Below are 22,583 nucleotides of genomic sequence, written 5' to 3'. Positions count from 1 at the left end.
ATCAGTTTTTACTGCAATTTACGGAATTTTTATTTTAATTATTTGTAAATGAAACCAATACTAAAAGAAAAGCGCCAAGATAATTCTCAGCGCTAATAGTTTTTATTTTAAAGCGAAATGCTTTTCTCTATATTGATTTGCTCCAAAAATGATTGATCGTGTGAAATCACAATCAAAGTTCCTCTATATTCATTAATTGCGGCAGTTAATATTTCAATGTTTTGAATGTCAAGATTATTGGTTGGCTCGTCGAGAATGATAATTTCAGGCGATTCATTGCTAATAGTCAGACAGCACAGCATCAAACGCATTCTTTCGCCTCCGCTTAATGCACTGCAAGGTTTATCCCAATCATTTCTAGAAAAAAGAAAGCGATTTAATCTCATTTTTATTTCATGCTCTTCTAAACCGCAGTCATTAAAAGCCTGAGCTTGTTCATAAATTTTAAGATTCTGATTCAATAATGAATAATCCTGATCAATATAAATTGCTTTTTTTGCTAATAAAGTGGCTTGACCTTGCGTTGGAATCAATTCTCCAAGAATAATTTTGATTAAAGTTGTTTTTCCAGAACCATTCAATCCTTTTATGGCAAGGCGTTCTCCAGAAAGAATTTCAAAATTGAAATTTTCTTTCCAAAGAAATTGATCTGTATAAGCATAATTAACATCAGAAGCCTTAAAAAGAGTTTTTCCTTTAAGAAAAGAATTGTTTTCAAATCCAAACTTCATCTGATCTATAGCAGGAAGAGACGAACGCAACTGTCTCAAATCTTCTGAAATTCCGCTGATTTTTTCCGCATGAACATCTTTCAGTTTAGAACTGCTATTTTCAGCTTTATTTCGAAGTGTATTCATCATAATTCTGGCAACACCCGATTTTTCCTGTTTCTTTTTTCCTCTAGAATCTAGTTTATTTTGGCGTTCAATAGTTTCTCTTTCTTTTTCCTTAGCTTTTTTCAATGCCTTTTCTTTGCTCTGAACATCTTGTTCTAAAGCATTATGTTCAATTTTCTTCTGTTCGCTATAAAAATCATAATTGCCGCCATAGACTGAAACTTCATTTTTTGTCATTTCTAAAGTCTTATTCAAAAGATTAAGCAGTGTTCTGTCATGACTAACTACTAAAAGTGTACTAGAAGTAGATTTTATGAAATCATACAATAATGTTCTGCCAGCAAAATCTAAATGATTGCTTGGTTCATCTAACAAAACTAGATCGGGTTCATGAATCATAATTCCAGCCAAAAAGACTTTTGTTTTCTGACCTCCGCTTAAAGTTTCCATTTTTTGGTTCAAATCCAAATCATGGAGTTGCCAATACGCTAGAGCTTCGTTACAGCGTTCCTCGATTGTCCAGTCATCATTGAGAAACTGAAGATTTTCTTCGGTTACGATACCTTCAAGTATTTCTTTAAGTGAAGTTATTTTTTCCTTTATTTGTAAGGCTTCTGCAATAGTTAAATCGTTAAATTGTCCGAATAGCTGCGGAACAAAATAAGGTTTTGAATTATGAATGATCTGCCCTGAAAAAGACTGTAGTTGACCTGCAATAATTTTTAATAAGGTAGATTTTCCAACACCATTATTCCCGACCAAAGCGGTTTTATCGTGATGATTTAGTGTAAAACTAATGTTTTGAAACAGCATGTCTTTATTCTCATGCTGATAGGAGATATTTTGAAGAATAAGCATAATTCCTTTCTTTTATAGATAAATAATCTAGCAGCCACAAAAGAGCGGTTGCCTACTACATTTTCCTGAAAGAAATTATTTTTCACATAGAGCGATGCTTATTTAAAGAAGTGCAAAGATATTTATTTTAGCTTTAAAAATCAAAAAACCATTCTTTACAATTGTAGCGAATGGTTTTTTGTATTGAATTAGGAGACAATTCTCCGTTTAAATTTTATCAAATGTTAGTTTGGCTTCTTTGAGATCTAAAACCAGTTTATCTTCTGTTATAGTACTTTCACAAACATAAGGAGTTCCAACTTCGTCTTTTATAACCAGTTTTTTACCTTTTTGCGTTAATGCGTAAGTTCCATCTGTGATTTCACGAAGCAAGTATCCTGTTACATGGCCATCTTCTGTAAAAGTGAGCATCCCATTGGTTAAAATCGCGTTTTTTACAGAATCAGAAACAGGTTCTTTTGCTTCTACACCGGTAACTTTCCATGAATTCACAAGCTTGTCTCTTTTAAGATGGCATGAAACAATTAATACGACGACAGCAATGGCAATTACGAGGGTAAATAATTTAGAGTTTTTCATGATTTTGTGATTAAAAGTTAAACAGGAAAAAGTTACAAAAAAAAATGACATTAAAATATTCGAAATCAAATATTTATAAAGATTTTTTTTACTTCTAAAATTGAATTGCTTTTAATACTGAAAGTCTCTGTTTTCTGCACTTTTACTGATAACCAGTTGTTTATAAACTAGCTCTAATAAAAGTCAAAATTAGTCTGATTGGCTTTTTGAGGCTTACTAATTTAGGGTTAAAGCTCCTAAAATTTCTTCATACATAAATGGACCGCCAGGATAACTTGCGGTATAATCGAGGTTCATCCAAACTTGCCCGCGTTCGTCTATATGGTAATGCAGTTTTTTACCATAACTCTCTTTTACAAAGAGAACATTCTTAATCAGATAATTGACTTTTTCCAGATCAATCATCGAACCAATTAATATTTCAGGATAAATATGTCCTTTGGTATGGATAAGACGCGGAGTTCCGCCAATGGAACGCACAGCTGCCGCCATCAAAATAGAGTGATCATCGCAATCGCCAGAGAAATATTCTAAAGATTCGCTGGCGGTTGCAATATAATCACCGTCTTTTGGATCGTTTACATAATTCCATCTGCCGTTTATTTCTTTAAAAACAGCAAAACACTGAATTATAGTACGATAATCTGAATAGCCTCTAATCCCTTTAAAATGCTTTGAAGTTGCCATAATAGCAAAATTTCGCACTTTCGGATTTTGGTATTCTATAGCATTAATAATCTTTGTTTTATTTGGAAACGGAAGCAGTTTTGCTACAATAATATCCTGCGGATAGGGATTATCAGACATGGTGTAAATCATAGAATTATAATCTTCTGAGATTTCGTTAAAACCATAATTTCCAATTACAGATCCATAAAACAGAATTAATAAATAAACTGCAACGCACAGAATGATAATTGTTCTGAGATACATCAGAAGAAAAAATACAGTGGCAAAAACAAAAATAAAGATGAATATACGATCTAAATTGAATGCCCATTCCAGATCTATCAAATTTTGATGCAGTATGATGAAAATCGGAATTGTGATTAAAAGACTTAAAATCGAAATAATAATCCTGTCCCACGGTGATTTCACCTGTAGTTTAGATTTTAATCTCGGTAAGTCAATTTTAGGGAATTTCATCATACGAATCAAAAAGCAGTATTTACAATGCTTTTACTGTTTCTACAAAAATACTTTTTTTATCAATAATTCCCAGATCAAATAATTGATTTTGAATTTTATTAAAAGATTTTTCTGTCAAATTTTTCTGTGACCATTGAGTCAATTTCAGCCATTCTTTTATATCTTCTGCTTTTTGATTGAACAGTTTGGATAACTTTTTGTCTATATCTGGGATTTCTTTAAAATCGACTGTTGTTTTGTTTATTATTTTAAGGATCGTTTCTACTGTTTTAGCATTCTTTTTTAAAAATTCATCACGTACTACAATGATAAATGAAGGCCAAGGAGTAGGGCAGTCGTCAATGCGTCTGAAAACACCTTTATCTACAAGCGGTTTCGTCATAAAACGTTCCCACATAAAATAATCTGCTTTTTTATTGGTTAGAGCATCTACAGCGCCATCAATTGTATTCACAATTTCGAATTCAAGATCATCCATTTCCCAGCCTTGTTCATTTGCATTTACATAAGCCATTAATTGTGATCCCGAACCGATTCTCGAAATCGCTGCTTTTTTGTTCTTTAGGTCTTTCAGTGTTTGAAAATCTGATTTTGCATCAACGTGAATTCCCCATATTAAAGGAGATTGCACATAAACCTGAACAATTTTGCTCGGATTCCCGGCCGCAATATCTTTAAGAATTCCTTCGGTTAGAATAACAGCCAAATCTGTTTCTCCGTCACGAAGCATTTGACACATCTTCCCGGTTCCTTCGGGAACATTTGTCCATTGTAAATCGATGTTCTCTTCTTCAAATTCGCCATTTTCAATGCATAGATGCCATGGCAAATTGAAGTGTTCCGGAACACCCGCAATTTTGACAGTTTTCATTTATTTTAAGTTTAAGTTAAGTTGCTTGGTATGCGTATGCGTAATCTTATGGTTAAATTTGGTTAGTTTATTTGTTTTACAAAGTTATTTCAACACATAGAAACATAGTTTTTAAAACTTTTAAAAAAAGACGTTTCACTAATTTCAGTAAACATAGCTATGTGTTAAAGCTTGCTTTTCTGTACTCTTAAACAGATTCAAATAAAATCTATGTTTCTATGTGTTAAGTTAAATTTTAGTTTTTTAATAAATCTGCCCTGTGTTTTTCTGAAAGGCAAGGCTCTGCAAATTCTATAATGTCTTGTGATTCATATTCATTCAAAATGCTTCTCACCAAGGAATAATCTACATCTTTGGCTATTTCTACGGCAAAAAAGGTTTCATTTAATGCCTCAGATAAACAATTAATTGTTTTCAATTTTTCTCTGATAATTTCTTTATCAAAACCTTTTTCTAAAACAGCAACCTGAACAATAGAATTTCCAGAATTCTGAATCGTTTTTCTATGCATAAAACGTTCTTCTGTTTCATCATATTCGGCATAAAAAATGTCATCTGTAGCAATTAAAGGTCCGAAAAAAGGAATGTTATCCAACCTGAAAAGACCTTTCTCCAGATCGATAATTTCTGCCCACATCGTTTCAGAAACGACTTCATCTAGATAATCACTATAGTATTTAAATAATATTTTTTTATGAGTTTCCTGTTCCATTATTCAATTTCGCTAATTACAGCTTTTAAAGGAGATATTACGATTCTATAACCATCTGGATCCTGAATCATTTTTCCGTTTTCATTCCAGAAAGGATTCAGCGACGGTATAACTGCAATATTTTGCTGCGTTAATTTGTTCACTAATTTATCGTAATCTGCAATAGTTTTTGGGTATAAGACCATAACATCGTCTTCATAAAAAGTATGTTTGGCTTTAACATCTGATTGAGTAAACTCAAAATGCCAGTCTAAGCCAGGTTTTCCTATAAAAACGCCATCATAATTATTGTGATGTTCAAATCCGCCTAAGCGTTCAAATCCGAGTACATCAACATAAAAATTTTCAATTTTTTCTAAATCATTCGTATGTCTGGCCACTCTCAAAAACATAATTTATGCTCTTATTTGATTAATATGATATTCTAAATGTTCAACATAATCGGTCATTAAAAACCTTAAATCTATTTCGGATTCGTCGGCCAAAATGATTTTGTAATCTAAAGCCTTTTCATCAACAGACTTCATCAATCTTACCATCTGTTTGTTTATGGTAAACCACAACTGCGTAAGTTCCTGAATGTCTATTTCCTGATACTGATTTAAATTTACTAAATCCATTTGATTATACGGTCTGTGGCGATATGGTTTTTCTGCATAATTGATCTCCGTAAAACGAACCAGATTATGAATTGCAGAATCTACCAAATGCCCTAAAATCTCTTTTTTAGACCATTTTCCATGATTTTTTACTTCTAAAATTTCATTGTTTATTGTCGGAATATAATTCACATTTTCCTTCAATAATTCTTCAAATTTAAGAATAGCGTTTTGCATATATTTTATTAAATTTCTTACTCAATTTTTCCTATAAAAATTATAAATAATATCCAGAAAAACATTCCAACAAATCCATTTTTTTCGGCTGTTGTAAAACCATTTTTATCTATAATTTTATTTCTTTGATCTAAATAATATTCTAAATCTTTAGGATACTTTTCTTCAATGGCTGCATTTAAAAATCGAAAAAATAACCATCTGGATAAACCACCAATACCTAATGTAAAGCGTTTTACAGGTTCCATTATGATATGACCAATCATCATTTGTTTATTGCTAATTTATTCAATGTATAAGCAATCAATTCGTCAACAGCTTTGTACGGATCTGCACTGAAAGTTCCAGAAGCACGATTAGCAATAATAGCGTTCAACGATAAAGCATTGTGGCCTAAAAGGGCAGAAAGTCCATAGATTGCTGCTGTTTCCATTTCTAAATTAGTGATTTTAGTTTCGTTAAAACTAAAATTATCCATTTTGTTATTTAATTCCTCATCTTGAATATTCAGACGCAAAACTCTTCCTTGCGGCCCGTAGAATCCTCCAGCAGTTGCTGTAATTCCTTTAAAAATTCGATCTGATTCAATTAATTGTTCTAATTTTTCTGAACACTGGGTAACATAAGGTTTTCCTTTTTTGGGATCCCAATTGGTATGTTTTACAAATGCATCTTCCATTTCTGTAATAGAAACATCGTCGATTAAGTAGGAGCGAAGCATATTGTCTAACCCCAAACCAAATTTCGACATTACAAAACTATCCACTGGAATATCTTCTTGCAGAGAACCTGAAGTTCCAATTCTGATAATATTCAAAGAAGTTAATTTTTCTTTTGGCTGACGCGTTTTCAAATCAATGTTTACTAAAGCATCTAATTCGTTTAACACAATATCAATGTTATCAGGCCCAATTCCTGTAGAAACCACAGAAATTCTTTTTCCTTTATAGATACCGGTTTGGGTTTTAAATTCTCTTTTTTGAGCTGAATATTCGATTGAATCGAAAAATTGAGTGATTTTTTCTACTCTGTTTTGGTCACCAACAAAAATAATGTCGTGTGCTATATGTTCAGGACGAAGGTTTAAGTGGTAAACGCTCCCGTCTGGATTAAGTATTAATTCTGATGATTGTATCATTTCTTTATAAGTTGCTAAGGTTCTGAGATACTGAGGTTCTAAGTTTTTTTTTTGTTTCAAGTTTCATGTTTCAAGTTATTTGGACAACTTGAAACTTTAAACCTAAAACCTGAAACTTTTTAGCCTCCGACACGTTTGGTTTTAAATCCTTTTTCTTTTAAGATTGCCATTATTTTATCTCGGTAATCGCCTTGAATTATAATTGAATCGTCTTTAAAAGTTCCGCCAACGCTTAATTTGGTTTTGATTTCTTTGGCTAAGATTTTAAAATCTTCATCAGAGCCTTCATAACCTTCAATTATAGTGATTGGTTTTCCTTTTCTTTTTTCAAATTTACAAATCATAGGTTCTTTCTGAACATAAAGAACGTGTTCTTGTTCTTCAACTTGTTCAGGCTCATTTGATTCAACATGATCTGGAAATAGATTCTTTAATTGATCTTTTAAGTCCATATTTTTTTTATTCTAAAAATAAATTTTCAAGCATAAAGATATCTAAAAATTAAATTCCAAACCCCAAGAAAAACTTGGAATTTGGAATTTTTATATCTAGAAAATATTTAAGCTTATTTTTTGATTAAGCCTAATTCTACTAAACGTTCGTATAAGAACTCTCCAGCTGTAATATCTTCGTATTTCTTTGGGTTTTCTTCATCAATGCAATTTTCAAGGCAATCTAAACGCATATCGCTTACTGGGTGCATGAAAAACGGAATTGAATAACGTGAAGTTCCCCACAATTCTCTTGGCGGATTTACCACTTGGTGAATTGTAGATTTTAGTTTATTGTTGGTGTGTCTAGACAACATATCTCCAACATTGATTACCAATTCGTCATCTTCAGCAATAGCATCAATCCAATCGCCGTTGTGGTTTTGAACCTGTAACCCTTTTCCTTGAGCTCCCATCAACAATGTGATTAAGTTGATGTCACCGTGAGCCGCCGCACGAATGGCGTTTTCTGGCTCAGAAGTAATTGGAGGATAGTGGATTGGTCTTAAAATTGAGTTTCCTTCTTTTGCATAATTATCAAAATAAAACTCATCTAAACCTAAATGTAAAGCCAAAGCTCTTAAAACATAAACACCCGTTTTTTCCAATTTTTGGTATGCCTCTTTACCAACCGCATTAAAACGTGGTAATTCGGTAACTTCAACATTGTCTGGGTATTCAGAAGCCCATTTTGAATCTTTGTCAACGTATTGACCAAAATGCCAAAATTCTTTTAAATCTCCTTCTTTGCGTCCTTTAGCATGTTCTTTTCCAAAAGAAACATAACCTCTTTGTCCGCCGATTCCAGGAATTTCATATTTATGCTTAGTTTCTATTGGCAAGGCGAAGAAGTTTCTAATTTCGCCATAAAGTTCGTTTACCAATTGGTCATCAAGAAAATGACCTTTTAAGGCTACGAAGCCAATGTTTTCAAATGCACTGCCGATTTCATTTACAAATTTTTGTTTACGTTTCGGGTCGTCCGAAAGGAAATCACGTAAGTCTACACTAGGAATGTTTTGCATACTTTACATTTTTATTTTAAAAGAAAAAAGGTGTCATAAGCACCTTTCGCTAACAAAGGTAGATAATATTTTAGAAAATAATCTTAAGCTCAGGCATTAAAAGCAGGTTTATAGTTAAATTTTATTTTAGATTCTAATAAAACAGCAACAATTTGTTATATTTGAAACACCTAAAAATAAAAAATTACATGATCTTTTACCGCCAAAACCTGACTGACGCGCAATTATTAGATTTATACAAAAAAATATTAAAACCCCGACTGATCGAAGAAAAGATGCTCATCTTGATTCGACAAGGAAAAGTATCTAAATGGTTTTCTGGAATAGGACAAGAAGCTATTGCCGTTGGTGTAACCGCAGTTTTAGATTCATCTGAATACGTACTTCCAATGCACCGAAATCTTGGTGTTTTCACTACTAGAGAAATTCCGCTTCATCGCTTATTCTCGCAATGGCAAGGAAAAGCAAACGGTTTTACCAAAGGCCGTGATAGAAGTTTTCACTTCGGTACGCAAGAATACAATCTTATAGGAATGATTTCGCATTTGGGTCCGCAGTTAGGAATTGCTGACGGAATCGCTCTTGCAAATAAACTTCAAGACAATAAAAAAATTACCGCTGTTTTTACAGGTGAAGGCGCAACAAGTGAAGGCGATTTTCACGAAGCGCTAAATATTGCAGCCGTTTGGAAACTGCCTGTAATGTTTGTTATTGAAAATAATGGTTACGGACTTTCAACGCCAACCAACGAACAATATGCTTGTGAAAACCTTGCTGATAAAGGAATTGGCTACGGAATTGAAAGCTGGATTATTGACGGAAATAATATTGTAGAAATTTACAATAAACTGTCTCAACTAAAGAAAGAAATGCAGGAAGATCCGCGTCCGATTTTATTGGAGTTTAAAACCTTCAGAATGCGCGGGCACGAAGAGGCGAGTGGTACAAAATACGTTCCTCAGGATTTAATGGATCAATGGGAACTGAGAGATCCTGTTACGAATTACAGAAAATATTTGACCGAAAATGGAATTCTAACGGCTGAATTAGACGAACAATTTCATACAGAAATCAAACAGGAAATTGATGAAAATTGGGCAATTGCAAATGCTGAACCTGAGATTGAACCAACTTACAGCGGAGAATTAGATGATGTTTACGAAGAATTTCAATATGAGGAATATAGCCATAATTCAGATTCAGAAAATGTTCGGTTTATAGATGCCATTAGAAATAGTTTAGAGCAGTCTATGTGGCGCCATAAAAACCTTGTGATTATGGGGCAGGATATTGCTGAATATGGAGGAGCTTTCAAAATTACAGAGGGTTTTGTTGATGCCTTTGGAAAAGATAGAGTACGCAACACGCCAATCTGCGAAAGCGCCGTAATTTCAACTGGAATGGGACTTTCTATAAATGGTTATAAAGCGATTGTAGAAATGCAATTTGCAGATTTTGTTTCTTCAGGATTTAATCCGATTGTGAATCTTTTGGCTAAATCTCATTATCGTTGGGGCGAAAAAGCCGATGTTGTCGTTCGTATGCCTTGCGGCGGAGGAACTCAGGCGGGGCCATTTCACTCTCAAACCAATGAGGCTTGGTTTACTAAAACTCCAGGTTTAAAGGTAGTTTATCCAGCATTTCCTTATGATGCAAAAGGACTTTTGAACACAGCAATTAACGACCCAAATCCTGTTTTATTCTTCGAACATAAATTATTATACCGCAGTATTTATCAAGATGTTCCTAAAGATTATTATACCATTCCTTTAGGTAAAGCGGCTTTGGTAAAAGAAGGGAAATCGGTAACGATTATTGCTTTTGGAGCTACTGTTCATTGGGCTTTAGACACTTTAGCGCAACATTCAGAAATTGATGCTGATTTAATTGACTTAAGAACTTTACAGCCTTTAGATACCGAAACTATTTTTGCTTCCGTTAAAAAAACAGGAAGAGCCATAATCTATCAAGAAGACACTATGTTTGGCGGAATCGCAAGTGATATTTCGGCTTTAATTATGGAAAATTGCTTCGAATGTCTAGATGCTGCTGTAAAACGCGTAGCGAGTTTAGATTCGCCAATTCCATTTACAAAAGCACTTGAAGATCAGTTTTTGCCTAAAAGTAGATTTGAGGAAGTTTTGTTAGAGTTACTAAGATACTAAGACGCTGAGTTGCTAAGTTACTAAGAAAAAAACTTAGTATCTTAGCAACTTAGAAGCTCTAAAATTATTTCGCTTCCACTTCAAATAACTGCACTTGATTTTTCAATCGGTCAATTAATAAATTCATCATTCGTTTATTTAAATCAGAAGAATTTTGAATATAAGTATTGTATTCGTCTACAGTAAAAAGCGCCATTACGATTCCTTTTAATGAATTTCTGAATTTAATATCTTTTTGGATGGAATTTTCGATGGCCTGAAGTTTCTTTTCAACCGAATAAGAATAAAAATCAGGTTTGTTTTTGTTTACGTAATTGATAAAAACGGCAATGAACAAGTCGTTTTGAAGTTTTAAAATAGGCCTGATGCTCTGGTTTTGAAAGATCTCATCTGCTGAAGATTGAGCACTTACGGTTCCTAAAGTTTCGCCTCTGAATTCTTTTAAAAAAGTGTCTCTATCTTCCATGGGGTTTTGTTTTTAGTTTTCTTTAAAGTTAAAGAAATAATCCCACAGTAAAAACCTATTTTTGTTTTTCTAAAAATAAATTATGCGATTATTTCTGTTTCTGTGCTTATTATTAGCTTCTTGCAATTCTAAAGAAGATAAAGAAAAATACAATCACCAATTATATCGTGCTGTAAACAATAAAGACACAGCGATTTTGGATATCCATATAAACAATAAACGTTTTTACGGACGCTATGAAATTAACCACTACGGAACCGGAAAAGATTCTGGAGATGTACGAGGCGATTTAAGAGGCGACACTCTGAGAGGCGATTACCATTATATTTCTTTTGGCGGAGCTTGGAAAAGAGTTCCTTTAGCACTTTTAAAGAAAGATGGAAAGCTTTATTTAGGAAAAGGAGTAATCGGAACTTATTTTAATCTTCCATGTTACGTTCCAGAAGTTCCTATTGAATATCAAAATCCTGAGTTTCTTTTTGAGAAAATAGAGGAGGAATAGATATTATAAAATTCCAAATTTTAAATTCCAAATTGCAAACTTGAATTACTTTGGGTATTTTACCGCAATCCCGATAGCTATCGGGAGCAAGGTTTTTTGACATACTAAGCCTTAAAAACGCAAAGTTCGCAAAGCTTTGTCTAAAAAACTTTGCGAACTTTGCGTAAACCTTTGTGAACTTTGCGGTAAAATACACACAATCTATTTCAACTTCAAACCTGAAACTTGAAACAAAATCTAACTTAACGTAGAAGGCAATTCAAAAATTTCAAGATCAAAGTATCTTACAGATGCCATTACGTGATCAAAAATATCGGCCATGATATATTCGTAATTTGCCCAGCGTTTGTCGCTTGAAAATACATAAATTTCCAATGGAACTCCATGTTCCGTTGATTGCAGCTGTCGGCACATAATATGCATATTTTTATTCAATCCCGGATGGTCGTGTAAATACTGCATAATATACTTTCTAAACAATCCTAAATTGGTCATATTTCGGCCATTTAGTGAAAGCGTTTTATCAATTCCTCGGAGGTCATTATATCGATCAATTTCCGCTTGACGGCTGTCAATATAAGAAGTGATGAGCTGTACTTTTCGCAATTGACGCAAATCTTCATCGTTTAAAAAACGAATTGTGCTGCTTTTAATTAAAACATGTCTTTTAATTCGTCTTCCATCAGATTTCTGCATTCCACGCCAGTTCTGAAACGAATCTGAACTTAAAGCGTAAGTCGGTATTGTGGTAATGGTGTTGTCAAAATTTCGAACCTTTACCGTTGTCAAATTGATTTCAATAACATCTCCATCAGCTCCAAATTTATCCATTGTAATCCAGTCGCCAATACGAACCATATCGTTTATGGCAACCTGAACGCTTGAAACAAATCCAAGGATTGTATCTCTGAAAATCAAGATGATAATTGCCGAAAGTGTTCCTAGAATAGTTAAAAGTTCACCTTTTTTAATTCCGAATAAAGTCGAAATAATCATGGCAACTCCAAAAATCCAAAGCACAATCATAATAACCTGAACAAAGCTGTCAATTGGTTTGTCGCTGTATTCTGGTTTTTGTTTTAAATAATCGCGTAGCGAATTAAAAACAGTTCGAACAATCCATAATCCAAGCAATACAATATAGATACCGACTATTTTTCCAAACATGGATTCCCAATATTCATATTTATCAAGAATAACAGGAACTGCTTTATAAATAAAGAAAAACGGAATTAAATAAGCGGTATATCTTGTCGTTTTGTTTTGAATTAAATAATCGTCAAACTTTGTTTTGGTACGCTGTGCAAAAATGGCGGTCAAAGTAACCAAAAGAAATTTGGCAGCATAATAAATTACGTAAGCCAATGCTATTAAAATAGCGATATTAAAGATCAGACTGGTATAAGACGCCACATTGCGGCTCATTCCCCAATCTCTAAAAACAGGATATAAAAAATTAAATATTTTCTCCAAAAACTTATGCATTTGCTTTAGTTTCTAAATATTTTTTCTCAATGTAAAAAGTTCCAAACGGAATAAGAGAAGCCACTAAAATAATTGCAAAAGTTTTTAAATCCCAATTCATTGATTTTTTCAATAAAAAGGCTAAAAGAATGTATCCGATAAATAAAACACCGTGGGTCATTCCTAACGGACGTAATAATGTATGATAAAGTTCAGGATTATTATTTTTGATAATCAACATATTAGCGAATAATACTAAATAAGAGATTCCCTCTAAAATGGCAGTAACTTTGAAAATCTTGAGCATGTATATATTTTTTAAGTTTTATGCCAGCAAAATTAAGGATTCTGGATTGATTTTAGGATTTAAAAATTCACAAATTAAATCAGTTTAATAGGCTGAAAATTGGAATTTGGAATTTAAAATTTTGAAAATTACCTTTACTCTATGAGTAAAAGAGATTTAAAAAAATATTTAGGCGAATTATCAAAAGAGCAATTAGAAGAACAATTGATAGAATTGTACGAGAAATTTGCTCCTGTAAAGGTGTATTATGACTTTGTTTTTAATCCAAAAGAAGACAAATTGCTTCAGGAAGCAAAAGTCAAAATCTCGCACGAATATTTCCCAATCAAAAAATCTGGAGCAAAATGGCGTCCAAAAGCCAAAATGAGAAGATCTGTTGCTCAGAAATTAATCAAACATTTTATGATGTTGGGTGTAGACTCGTATGTTGTAGCCGATATTATGCTTTACAATATTGAAATTGCGCAAACGTTTTCTTCGCAAAATTTCATCAAGCAGGAATTGTTTTACAAAAGCCTCTTTAATTCTTTTGAACAGGCAGTAAATTACATTGTTTCAAACGGAATTTTTAATGATTTTAAATTACGAATTAATGCCATTTTGGAGGAAACTTTAAATCAAAAATGGAAAAATAGATACGAATTTGAGGCAATTTTAGAGAAAATCGACTACTAAAACCCTTTCTCATAAAAAATCTTTATTCAAAAAAAATATTTATTTTAGGTTAAAAGAGGATGAATAACTGTTTTTTCGATGTATTTTTGCAAAAATCCAAAAATAAACAATGTCTCAAACTTTAGAAATACAAAGAGAAGATAAAAAAGAACTGTATGCATACCAAAAAGGCGATATTGACGCTATTTTTGACCGTTTAGATAATGCTCCTCCGAAACACCACTTACTGTATCAGCTTCCAACTGGAGGAGGAAAAACAGTAATATTTTCTGAAATCGTACGCCGCTATTTGTCTAATAATGATAAAAAAGTGGTGGTTTTGACGCACCGTATTGAACTTTGTAAACAAACTTCAAAAATGTTAACAGGTTTTGGCGTTACAAACAAAATAATCAATAGTAAAGTAAAAGAATTGCCAGACCAGAATGATTTTTCATGTTTTGTGGCAATGGTTGAAACTTTAAAAAACCGTATTAATGATGAAAAACTTCATCTAGATAATATTGGTTTGGTTATTATTGATGAGGCACACTACAACTCATTTAGAAAATTATTAAACTCATTTAAAAATGCTTTTATCCTTGGAGTAACGGCAACGCCTTTGAGTTCTAATATAAAATTACCAATGCACCAAAGCTACCACGAACTTATTGTTGGTGATACAATTGGTTCATTAATCGAAAAAGGTTTCTTGGCAAAAGCAACAACATACAGCTATGACGTTGGTTTGACTTCGTTAAAAGTGGGTATCAATGGAGATTATACTGTAAAATCTTCAGACGATTTGTATACCAACACTTTGATGCAGGAAAAACTGCTTCATGCCTATACAGAACGTTCTTTAGGAAAGAAAACCTTGATTTTCAATAACGGTATTCATACTTCTTTATATGTATATGAAACGTTTAGAGAAGCGGGTTATGACATCAGACACTTAGATAACACAAGCAGTTCTGAAGAGCGTAAAGACATTCTGCAATGGTTTAAAAAGACTCCAGACGCGATTTTAACTTCTGTCGGAATTTTGACAACTGGTTTTGACGAACCAACTGTAGAAACTATTATTTTGAACAGAGCAACAAAATCGTTGACGTTATATTTCCAAATGATCGGTCGTGGTTCTCGTAAATTACCAGGAAAAGACGAATTTACGGTTATTGATTTAGGAAACAATGCCGCACGTTTCGGTTTATGGAGCGATCCTGTAAACTGGCAGCACATCTTTAAATCGCCAGAGTTTTATTTGGAAAATCTTCGTGATGATCACGAAATTGAGATGTTCTTTAAATACAGCATGCCACCAGAATTGCGCGCAAAATTCAGCAAAACGGCAGATGTTAGTTTTGATGTTGATGAAGAACACAAATTAATCATTAAACAGAATCTTCGTTCTAAAGTCGTTTTGGATAAATCTCTAGATCAGCATGCTTCGATGTGCGTTGATAATACCGAAACACTTCAGGAAGCAAAAATGCTTGCGAGAGAATTAGAAGATGATATCGAAGATCGCATCAAACGCTATTCTAAATGTTTAAGCCAATGCAGTAAAAACTACCGCGAATGGCTAGTTGACGATTACAAACAAAGATTAACGTTATTAATTGGTAAAAAGTATCGTGAGAAAATCATGAACGAACCGGATTGATAATTTCAATTAATACAAAAAATTATATGATCTTTGTCAAAGTTTAAAACTTTGGCAAAGATTTTTATTTTCAAGTCATCCCAAAAAAACATTCAAATATTGAGTAATCTGCATCAAATCTAAAATCTAAAATCAGAACTCAAAAATCTAAAATAATTATGTCTAAACCATTCTCAACATTAGGAATTTCAGCTCCAATTTTAAAAGCTTTAAGCGAATTAAACATTGTTGAACCAACAGAAATTCAACAAAAAACAATTCCGTTATTTTTGAGCGAAACCCATGATATTGTTGGTTTAGCCAAAACAGGAACAGGAAAAACTGCCGCTTTTGGATTACCTTTATTGCAATTGGTTAATACAGAATCAACAACGGTTCAAGCTGTAATTTTGGTTCCAACAAGAGAATTGGGACAGCAGATTTTTAGAAACTTAGAAAGTTTTTCAAAATATATTCCTAATATATCTATTGCTCAAATTTGCGGAGGAACTCCGATAAAACCACAAATAGAAAGATTAAAAGAAGGTGCTCAAATCGTTGTGGCAACTCCGGGACGTTTAATCGATTTGATTCAGAGAGAAGCTATCAATTTAAAACAAACTGAGTATTTGGTTTTGGATGAAGCTGACGAAATGGTGGCGATTCTTAAAGAAAGTTTAGATCAAATTATTGCTGAAATTCCAAAAAAACACCGCACTTTATTATTTTCAGCGACACTTCCTGGAACGATAAAACAGCTGATTCAGAATTATTTGCATAAAAATGTAGTTCAGATAAGTGCCAACATGGAAACTGTTGGAAACGAAGGAATTGATCACGAATATATTGTAGTTGATCCGATTGAAAAACTGGAAGTTTTAATGCATTTCTTGAATTCTAGAGACGGCGAAAGAGGAATTATTTTCTGTAAAACGAAAGCTGCCGTTAATAAACTAGCAAAAAATTTAGCAATCAATAAATTTTCTTCGGGAGCGCTTCACGGAAGTTTAACGCAAGGAATTCGTGATAGAATTATGGAACAGTTTCGCGAAGGGCATATCAATATCTTAGTTGCAACCGATTTGGCAGCGAGAGGAATTGATGTAAAAGAAATCTCTTATGTGATAAACTACCACTTACCTGATACTTACGAAAATTACGTTCACCGAAGCGGAAGAACCGCAAGGGCAGGAGCAAAAGGGCTTTCTTTGACGGTTTTGCAGCAAGAAGAAGTTTTTGAAATTGCCGATTTTGAAAGAGAATTAGGAATTCAGTTTTCTGAGTTTAAAAAACCTTCAGCTGCAAGTGTAGAAGAAAATAATATGCTTTTGTGGGCAAGACAAATCTTTAAAACAAAGCCAAATCATGAACTTTCGGCTGATTTAAAAACGAAAGTAAAAACTGTGTTTCATCATTTAACGAAAGACGAACTAATCGAGAAATTAATGGCAAGTTATGTCTTACAGAACAAAATCGATATAGTTGAAAAAACAGTTAAAAAAATTAAAAAGTAGCAAACATGACAATTGTCATTGCATATTAAAGTTGTATATTTATAAGGAATTATTTTATAATCCTACTTAATACAACATATATGAAAATAGTCATTATTGGAGGTGGATTTGCAGGAATTAATCTGGCAAAAGAGCTTGTAAATCAGCCTCAAATACAAGTAACGCTTGTAGACAAGAATAATTATAACTTTTTCCCACCACTTATATATCAAGTTGCCACGGCATTTTTAGAACCATCGAGCATTAGTTATCCGTTTAGAAAATTTTTTGCTGGTAAAAAAAATCTTAGTTTTCGTTTAGGCGAATTATTATCTGTTTCTCCTGCCGAAAAGAAAATCACTCTAAGCAACGGAGAACTAGAATACGATTACCTTGTTTTTGCTACTGGAGCAGAAACAAGCTATTTTGGTATGGAAAACGTGATGAAAAACGCTATTCCGATGAAAACCTTAAATGATGCCATCGTAATGCGTAATACATTGCTTAAAAACCTTGAAAAAGCTGCTATTTGTAAAGATATGCGTAAAAGACGTAAATTACTTACAATTGTAGTAGCAGGAGGAGGGCCAACAGGAGTGGAGGTTTCTGGAATGTTTGCCGAAATGAGAAAAAATATTCTGTTAAAGGAATATCCAGAATTAGATACTTCTGCGAGCAATGTTTATTTGGTTGATGGCGGCGATGCACTTTTGGCGCCAATGAGCAAAGATTCTCAAAAAGATACTCTAGAAGCTCTAACAAAACTTGGAGTTGTGGTAAAACTAAACACTAAAGTTGTAGATTACGTTGATGACACGGTAGTTTTTGAAAATGGAGAAACCATCAAAACCAAAAACTTAATTTGGGCTGCTGGTGTTTCTGCTAGAATTTTCGAAGGAATTCCTAAAGAAAGTTATGGACGCGGACGACGCATGGCAACTGATGAATTCAATAAAGTTAACGGCGTAGATAATATTTATGCAATTGGTGACACTGCTATTTTAGCAGGAGATAAAAATTTCCCTGATGGTCATCCGCAGGTTGCACAAGTAGCTATTCAGCAAGGTTTGAATCTGGCTAAAAACTTCAAGGCTATGGTTGCCAACAAACCGCTTAAACCTTTTGCTTACAAAGACAAAGGATCTATGGCGATTATCGGAAAAGCTAAAGCCGTTGTTGATTTGCCAAGTCCAAAATGGCATTTCAAAGGTTTCTTTGCTTGGATCATCTGGCTGTTTATTCACTTAATTTCTTTGATTACTTACAGAAACAGATTAAATACTTTTTGGAACTGGATGGTCGCATATTTCGCAAAGGATCAATCGCTTAGGATGATTATCAGACCAGATAAAAAGACACAAAATTAGAGTTTTAAATTCCAAATTCCAATGTATTGAAAAATAAAAAAGCCAAAAACAAAGTGTTTTTGGCTTTTTGGTATTTAACGCTTTCCAATTCTGTAATTTGGAATATTAATTATTTATTCAGCAGTAGTTGGGTCGATTATTCCTGTGACCTGATTTACAGAATTGGCTGGAAAACCTCCTAATTTAGCGTGTTCATAAACCATTTCTTCATTTGGCGCTATATAAATGCAATATAATTTATCGTTTGTAATATAGCTGTTTACCCATTGAATTTGAGTTCCTAGTTGACTAAGTACGCCACAGGAGGCCTGCGAAATACTTTTTAATTGATCAGATGTAAGTTTACCGGCATTTGGGATTTCTCTTTCGATAACATATTTAGGCATAATCTTTAGAAATTTATTCCTACTCATGTGGCTTTTCGGTTTCGCCCCGTTTTTAAAATGGTTTCTGGATTCCATTTCATTTTAGTCCTATAAAATTACTGAAATAAAAGCGCAAAATCAATTATTACCTTTTGATTTTTAATCACTTGCGTTATAATTCAATGAACAGAAGCAATGCTGTCATCTTCAGACAATTCTACTTTTTGCTTGATAAATCGTTTGCCGATACTTAAAATTATAAATGCGGTTATAGTTGTAGTCGTCATAATCGCAACCATTGGCGTTACTGAATCCTTCACAAAAACACCAACTGCAAACGAAGCCAAAGCGCCAATTCCAAGCTGAATGGCACCCATTAATGCAGAAGCGCTTCCGGTATTTTTAGCAAAAGGAGCTAGCGTCAATCCAGCAGTATTTGGATTTGAAATTCCTAAACATGCCAGAAACAAGAATAACATTCCGATAGTTTGATACAATCCTAAAAGGTCATTTAAAGCCAAAATCAAGAATATTATACTAATGACAGATTGAGAAATCAAAGCTCCAAAAATCATCTGTTCGCTCGAAAATCGCTTCAAAAGCATAGAATTCAACTGACTTGAACCAATAAAACTAACTGACATAAGAGCAAAAATCCATCCGTAAGTTTTAGCATCAACTTTATAAATATCCATAAAAACTAGTGGAGAAGCCGCTACATAAGAAAACAATCCGGAAAAAGCGACAGCGCCCGTAAACGCATACGTATAAAACTGAGGCTCTTTTATTACCAAAAGAAAATTAGACAGAATCGGTTTCGGCTTTAACGAAATGGAAGTGTCTGGCTTATATGTATTTGGAAGTCCGAATTGTGAAGCAGCCAAGATCACGATTCCCATACACATTAGTATAAAAAATACAGCATGCCAACCCAAATCTTCTGTCACATAACCGCCAATAGTTGGCGCCAGCATTGGAGAAAGTCCCACAACAAGCATTAAAAGTGAAAAAACTTTCGGAATATCTTTTACAGGAAACAAATCTCGAACCATTGCTACAGAAGCTACAGTTGCAGCACAGCTACCAATAGCTTGAACAAAACGAAGCATTATAAAAGCATCAATATCAGCCACATAAATACATCCTAAAGAAGCTAAAATGTAGATCAAAAGGCCAACAAACAGAGGTTTTTTACGTCCGAAACGGTCTAATAAAGGCCCATAAAGCAATTGTCCAGCAGAAATTCCGATGAAATAACTGGATAAACTCATCGAAACTTTAGCAACAGTAGTATTTAAATCTTTTGCAATTCCCGAGAAACCAGGCAGGTACATATCGATTGAAAAAGGGCCTAGAGCGGTTAAAGAACCCAATATCAGTATAAGCTGAATATATTTTTTTGTTGTCATTATCTTAAAAAGTGGCTTATAATTTTTTGTAAAGGTAAAGATTTCATACCTTGTAGTATAACTTGAGAAAGTATATAATAATAAATTAAAGTAATTGCCAACATTATTTAGTGTAACTGTTTATTAATCTTTAAATTAAAAATTATGAAAAAGTACCTTTTACTAGCTGCAGTTTTATGCACATCAATTACATTTGCACAGACCATTACATCTAAACAAGAAGAAGCTAGTATTGAACAATACGAACTCTTAAAAAAAGTAAACCAATATTATCCGGATATTACCTTAAGCAAATCGGTCACGAATTTTTACGCTGACGGTAAAATTATCGATTCGCAACAGGATTTTGATTTAAGAGGCACAAAATTTTCAAGTTATAAATTAGGAATCGAACCAGGAAACAAAAAAGTAAAATTTGATTATACTTCTAATGAAACTGGACATGTGTATGGCGACGTTACAATATTTAACGGAAATGCTTTACGAACTACGTTTAACGAAAAAACAAATCAGGTTGACGTTTCGTTAAATGGAAAATCGGTTTATTTGAAAAAATTATAGGTTTAAAAAAACTTTAGAAAAAGCATCGCAAACCTGTGATGCTTTTTTGATTTATATTTGGTTCAGATTTTAATAAAACAAACTACAATGAAAAAATTTCTTTTCCTGGCATTTTTAATTTCCATGCAAGCATTCTCACAGCAAAACAAATTCTCAGGTACTTGGGGAAGCCAAAAATGCAAAGACTGCAAGAAAGAATATCTTTTTACGATTACAATAGCTCAGTCAAATTATAAGATTTTTGGAACCGCTGAAGTTACAAGCGAACACAAAGATTTAAATTCAGGAATTTTAGAAGTTTCCGGACATGTTTATCCGCACGGAGATAAAGCGCAAATAAAACTAAAAGATAAAAACGGAGTTACAGCTAGCGCAGTTTTATTTGTAAACGACAACGTAATCCAGTTCAATAAAAATGGCGGAGGTGATGTTGTACCAAAAGAAATGATTTTGAATAAATTATATGAATAACATTCTTTTGTGTTATTAATTAATCATCTTTAAACTATGAGAGAAGAAGCTTGAATCTGATGGAAATTATAAAAATGTTGATTTGAATGGTGAAGTATTATTCCAATTAACGATTGATGACCAACTAAGTATTGGTTAAATGATTTGAATCTAGTTAAACACATAAAGTTTTAAAATAAAATGAATGAAAGAACAGATACAACTTTAGAAGAATTATTGAAAGAAATTCAAGAAGCTAAAGACGAAATTAAAAATGGAAAAATTATCCCACACAGTGAAATGATTAAAAGGATAAAAGCGAAAAAAGAAAAATCATTAGAATAAATTTTTAATTGCTTTTTGCCGGTTATCGTAAAATGCAAAAGGTATTATAAATAGCAGTGAGAGAAAAAAGTAACAAATATGAAAAAGAATCTAAATAGTTTGATTTTACAAAGCCTTGATCCTCAATCTTAACTATTAAATTCTGACCTATAATTTATAGTATGTTTTGACGATTTAATATTTTTTTTTATATTTGTCATAGATTTTTATCAATGAGAGGCGAGGTACTTGCGATACCGTTCGAGCCTCTTTTTTTTTTGAACTATTTTTTCAATATTTCTGCATTTCCTTTGTAAACTTGTTCTTTATTTACAAAGACCCAACATTCACATGTTTTCTCGTTACAAGACGTTATACTAAGAAAATAATTTACTCCATTTATCTTTAAAGTGCCTTGTTCAGTTACAGCTTGACCTTTAATTTTTAGCGTTATAGTGTATTCAATAGTCCCACTAGGATATATATACACTACACATGTTTTATCTTCTGAACTTAACTCTGAAGTAGAATATAGCAGAACTTTTCCATTATCATAATATCGTTTTATGTTTTCACTAGCGGAAAAATTGGGATGAATAGAAGCTATATACTTAAAATTATCATACTCTGAATAAGAAATTTTTTCATCTTGATGGGTTAAAAAATGTATCTGCGAAAAAGCTGAAAATGAAATAAAAAATAGTAGTAATGTAATTTTCTTCATGATTTAGTTTTATAATTAGTTTTCTTTATTGTTTTACCAACCAGCTTTTATTCTTCCTCTAGTAGAAAAATTTGGTTTTGCATCTATAAAATCTCCAAACTTATAATAGCAGAGTACAGCACGAGTTCGTCTGACATACACCAAAATATAATCCCACTGTACTGACTGTCTTTTTAACCAATGGGTGTAATG

The 22,583-nt window shown here is 32.9% G+C and carries 26 protein-coding genes; 9 read left to right on the top strand and 17 right to left on the bottom strand.

Annotated elements, in window-relative coordinates; translation table 11 throughout:
* Positions 1–107: 107 nt before the first annotated feature.
* From abc-f to ACNRYB_RS15880, 11 genes are all read right to left on the bottom strand, one after another.
* Positions 108–1,694 (bottom strand): ribosomal protection-like ABC-F family protein, encoded by a 1,587-nt coding sequence (abc-f, locus tag ACNRYB_RS15930; protein WP_473727883.1) that lies wholly within the window; start codon positions 1,692–1,694, stop codon positions 108–110.
* Between the two features lie 207 nt (positions 1,695–1,901).
* Positions 1,902–2,273 carry a hypothetical protein gene (locus tag ACNRYB_RS15925; RefSeq protein ID WP_473727882.1) on the bottom strand — a complete coding sequence of 124 codons (372 nt, stop codon included), beginning with the start codon at positions 2,271–2,273 and terminating at the stop codon, positions 1,902–1,904.
* Between the two features lie 216 nt (positions 2,274–2,489).
* The gene (locus ACNRYB_RS15920) at positions 2,490–3,422 is read right to left on the bottom strand and encodes a transglutaminase-like domain-containing protein (protein ID WP_473727881.1); all 933 of its coding nucleotides are present in this window, start codon (positions 3,420–3,422) and stop codon (positions 2,490–2,492) included.
* Positions 3,423–3,441: 19 nt separating this feature from the next.
* The gene (locus tag ACNRYB_RS15915; RefSeq protein WP_129747134.1) at positions 3,442–4,293 is read right to left on the bottom strand and encodes a substrate-binding domain-containing protein; all 852 of its coding nucleotides are present in this window, start codon (positions 4,291–4,293) and stop codon (positions 3,442–3,444) included.
* A gap of 235 nt (positions 4,294–4,528) precedes the next feature.
* Positions 4,529–5,005 (bottom strand): DUF4265 domain-containing protein, encoded by a 477-nt coding sequence (locus ACNRYB_RS15910; protein ID WP_343706496.1) that lies wholly within the window; start codon positions 5,003–5,005, stop codon positions 4,529–4,531.
* A complete protein-coding gene (locus ACNRYB_RS15905) occupies positions 5,005–5,397 on the bottom strand; it encodes a VOC family protein (protein WP_473727880.1) in 393 nt (130 codons plus the stop codon). Before ACNRYB_RS15905 ends, ACNRYB_RS15910 begins: the two co-directional genes overlap by 1 nt.
* A gap of 3 nt (positions 5,398–5,400) precedes the next feature.
* A complete protein-coding gene (locus ACNRYB_RS15900) occupies positions 5,401–5,841 on the bottom strand; it encodes a DinB family protein (protein WP_473727879.1) in 441 nt (146 codons plus the stop codon).
* 17 nt (positions 5,842–5,858) lie between these two features.
* Entirely contained in the window at positions 5,859–6,110 is a 252-nt protein-coding gene (locus tag ACNRYB_RS15895) for a hypothetical protein (protein ID WP_129747130.1), read from the bottom strand.
* On the bottom strand, positions 6,107–6,979 hold the full coding sequence (locus ACNRYB_RS15890) for a nucleoside phosphorylase (protein WP_129747129.1): 873 nt from the start codon (positions 6,977–6,979) through the stop codon (positions 6,107–6,109). Before ACNRYB_RS15890 ends, ACNRYB_RS15895 begins: the two co-directional genes overlap by 4 nt.
* Before the next feature lie 119 nt (positions 6,980–7,098).
* The gene (locus ACNRYB_RS15885) at positions 7,099–7,431 is read right to left on the bottom strand and encodes a translation initiation factor (protein ID WP_473727878.1); all 333 of its coding nucleotides are present in this window, start codon (positions 7,429–7,431) and stop codon (positions 7,099–7,101) included.
* Positions 7,432–7,544: 113 nt separating this feature from the next.
* On the bottom strand, positions 7,545–8,495 hold the full coding sequence (locus ACNRYB_RS15880; protein WP_473727877.1) for an isopenicillin N synthase family dioxygenase: 951 nt from the start codon (positions 8,493–8,495) through the stop codon (positions 7,545–7,547).
* A 188-nt stretch (positions 8,496–8,683) separates the two neighbouring features.
* On the opposite strand from ACNRYB_RS15880, the gene ACNRYB_RS15875 reads away from it, so the two are divergent.
* Positions 8,684–10,660: an alpha-ketoacid dehydrogenase subunit alpha/beta gene (locus tag ACNRYB_RS15875; RefSeq protein ID WP_473727876.1), complete on the top strand. Its 1,977-nt coding sequence runs from the start codon at positions 8,684–8,686 to the stop codon at positions 10,658–10,660.
* A gap of 64 nt (positions 10,661–10,724) precedes the next feature.
* On the opposite strand, the gene ACNRYB_RS15870 is transcribed toward ACNRYB_RS15875, so the two are convergent.
* Complete coding sequence (locus ACNRYB_RS15870; RefSeq protein ID WP_473727875.1) at positions 10,725–11,126, bottom strand: glyoxalase; 402 nt, start codon at positions 11,124–11,126, stop codon at positions 10,725–10,727.
* 82 nt (positions 11,127–11,208) lie between these two features.
* Between ACNRYB_RS15870 and ACNRYB_RS15865 the strand changes: the two genes are divergently transcribed.
* Entirely contained in the window at positions 11,209–11,628 is a 420-nt protein-coding gene (locus ACNRYB_RS15865; protein WP_473727874.1) for a hypothetical protein, read from the top strand.
* Positions 11,629–11,865: 237 nt separating this feature from the next.
* On the opposite strand, the gene ACNRYB_RS15860 is transcribed toward ACNRYB_RS15865, so the two are convergent.
* Together ACNRYB_RS15860 and ACNRYB_RS15855 are read right to left on the bottom strand one after the other, a co-directional pair.
* Positions 11,866–13,113, bottom strand: coding sequence for a mechanosensitive ion channel family protein (locus tag ACNRYB_RS15860; RefSeq protein WP_473727873.1), 1,248 nt, complete (start codon positions 13,111–13,113; stop codon positions 11,866–11,868).
* Positions 13,106–13,399: a DUF3817 domain-containing protein gene (locus ACNRYB_RS15855; protein ID WP_008464118.1), complete on the bottom strand. Its 294-nt coding sequence runs from the start codon at positions 13,397–13,399 to the stop codon at positions 13,106–13,108. Before ACNRYB_RS15855 ends, ACNRYB_RS15860 begins: the two co-directional genes overlap by 8 nt.
* A 141-nt stretch (positions 13,400–13,540) precedes the next feature.
* Between ACNRYB_RS15855 and ACNRYB_RS15850 the strand changes: the two genes are divergently transcribed.
* The 4 genes from ACNRYB_RS15850 (at position 13,541) to ACNRYB_RS15835 (ending at position 18,558) form a co-directional block, all read left to right on the top strand.
* Entirely contained in the window at positions 13,541–14,074 is a 534-nt protein-coding gene (locus ACNRYB_RS15850) for a DUF6155 family protein (RefSeq protein ID WP_473727872.1), read from the top strand.
* Positions 14,075–14,183: 109 nt separating this feature from the next.
* The gene (locus tag ACNRYB_RS15845; protein WP_008464114.1) at positions 14,184–15,719 is read left to right on the top strand and encodes a DEAD/DEAH box helicase; all 1,536 of its coding nucleotides are present in this window, start codon (positions 14,184–14,186) and stop codon (positions 15,717–15,719) included.
* Between the two features lie 158 nt (positions 15,720–15,877).
* Positions 15,878–17,212 (top strand): DEAD/DEAH box helicase, encoded by a 1,335-nt coding sequence (locus tag ACNRYB_RS15840; protein WP_473727871.1) that lies wholly within the window; start codon positions 15,878–15,880, stop codon positions 17,210–17,212.
* Positions 17,213–17,292: 80 nt separating this feature from the next.
* Positions 17,293–18,558, top strand: a complete 1,266-nt coding sequence (locus ACNRYB_RS15835) for an NAD(P)/FAD-dependent oxidoreductase (protein WP_473727870.1) — start codon at positions 17,293–17,295, stop codon at positions 18,556–18,558.
* 113 nt (positions 18,559–18,671) lie between these two features.
* Here ACNRYB_RS15835 and ACNRYB_RS15830 read toward each other — a convergent pair whose 3' ends face one another.
* Both ACNRYB_RS15830 and ACNRYB_RS15825 read right to left on the bottom strand, forming a co-directional pair.
* The gene (locus ACNRYB_RS15830) at positions 18,672–18,971 is read right to left on the bottom strand and encodes a DUF4242 domain-containing protein (protein ID WP_237421293.1); all 300 of its coding nucleotides are present in this window, start codon (positions 18,969–18,971) and stop codon (positions 18,672–18,674) included.
* 131 nt (positions 18,972–19,102) lie between these two features.
* On the bottom strand, positions 19,103–20,332 hold the full coding sequence (locus ACNRYB_RS15825; protein ID WP_473727869.1) for a multidrug effflux MFS transporter: 1,230 nt from the start codon (positions 20,330–20,332) through the stop codon (positions 19,103–19,105).
* A 144-nt stretch (positions 20,333–20,476) separates the two neighbouring features.
* Here ACNRYB_RS15825 and ACNRYB_RS15820 point away from each other — a divergent pair, with 144 nt between their 5' ends.
* The 3 genes from ACNRYB_RS15820 to ACNRYB_RS15810 all read left to right on the top strand — a co-directional run bounded on the left by ACNRYB_RS15820 (position 20,477) and on the right by ACNRYB_RS15810 (position 21,688).
* A complete protein-coding gene (locus ACNRYB_RS15820; protein ID WP_129747119.1) occupies positions 20,477–20,893 on the top strand; it encodes a hypothetical protein in 417 nt (138 codons plus the stop codon).
* Between the two features lie 87 nt (positions 20,894–20,980).
* A complete protein-coding gene (locus ACNRYB_RS15815) occupies positions 20,981–21,364 on the top strand; it encodes a hypothetical protein (protein ID WP_473727868.1) in 384 nt (127 codons plus the stop codon).
* Between the two features lie 180 nt (positions 21,365–21,544).
* Complete coding sequence (locus ACNRYB_RS15810; protein ID WP_473727867.1) at positions 21,545–21,688, top strand: hypothetical protein; 144 nt, start codon at positions 21,545–21,547, stop codon at positions 21,686–21,688.
* Positions 21,689–21,950: 262 nt separating this feature from the next.
* Here the strand turns inward: ACNRYB_RS15810 and ACNRYB_RS15805 are convergent, their stop codons facing one another.
* The gene (locus ACNRYB_RS15805) at positions 21,951–22,391 is read right to left on the bottom strand and encodes a hypothetical protein (protein ID WP_473727866.1); all 441 of its coding nucleotides are present in this window, start codon (positions 22,389–22,391) and stop codon (positions 21,951–21,953) included.
* Between the last annotated feature and the right edge of the window lie 192 nt (positions 22,392–22,583).

The sequence above is a fragment of the Flavobacterium sp. CR10 genome, assembly GCF_055814415.1.
The sequence above is the reverse complement of the archived record's forward strand: the minus strand, read 5'-3'. Positions and strand labels throughout refer to the sequence as shown.